Raw genomic sequence first — 463 nt, 5'->3', positions numbered from 1 at the left:
GGTATGGGCTTAGGTCCAATCTACACACCAACAGGTTTTGGTACTTTGCTTGCTGAAGGCAAACCAACCATGAATTATGAAGGTAAAGACTACGTTTTAGAAAATCCAATCAAAGCTGACTTTGCGTTAATTAAAGCGCATAAGGGCGATCGCTGGGGGAACTTGGTGTACCGTAAATCTGCACGTAACTTTGGTCCAATTATGGCCATGGCAGCAGATATCACCATCGCACAAGTATCAGAAGTCGTGGAACTCGGTGCCTTAGATCCTGAACACATCATCACCCCTGGGATCTTTGTACAACACGTTGTACAAGTTCAACCTGCGCAGTAATTTGAGATTGGAGAAATACAATGAGTTATCAAAAATTAACCCGTGATCAAATTGCTGAACGTGTTGCACAAGATATTCCTGATGGTGCTTATGTCAACCTTGGCATTGGTTTACCGACCAAGATCTCGAG

Annotated in this window: 2 protein-coding genes; both read left to right on the top strand. The window is 43.4% G+C overall.

The window, feature by feature from the left end:
- Positions 1 to 333: 3-oxoacid CoA-transferase subunit A (locus AC1M9C_RS14925; protein ID WP_481953976.1), on the top strand; the 333-nt coding region annotated here is incomplete at its 5' end.
- A 20-nt stretch (positions 334 to 353) separates the two neighbouring features.
- Positions 354 to 463 (top strand): CoA-transferase (locus AC1M9C_RS14920; protein WP_481589654.1); only part of this gene is annotated, 110 nt, incomplete at its 3' end.

The organism is Acinetobacter sp. 24-47-39 (assembly GCF_056783825.1).
Note: the sequence above shows the minus strand (reverse complement) of the source record. Positions and strands in the feature narration are given on the sequence as shown.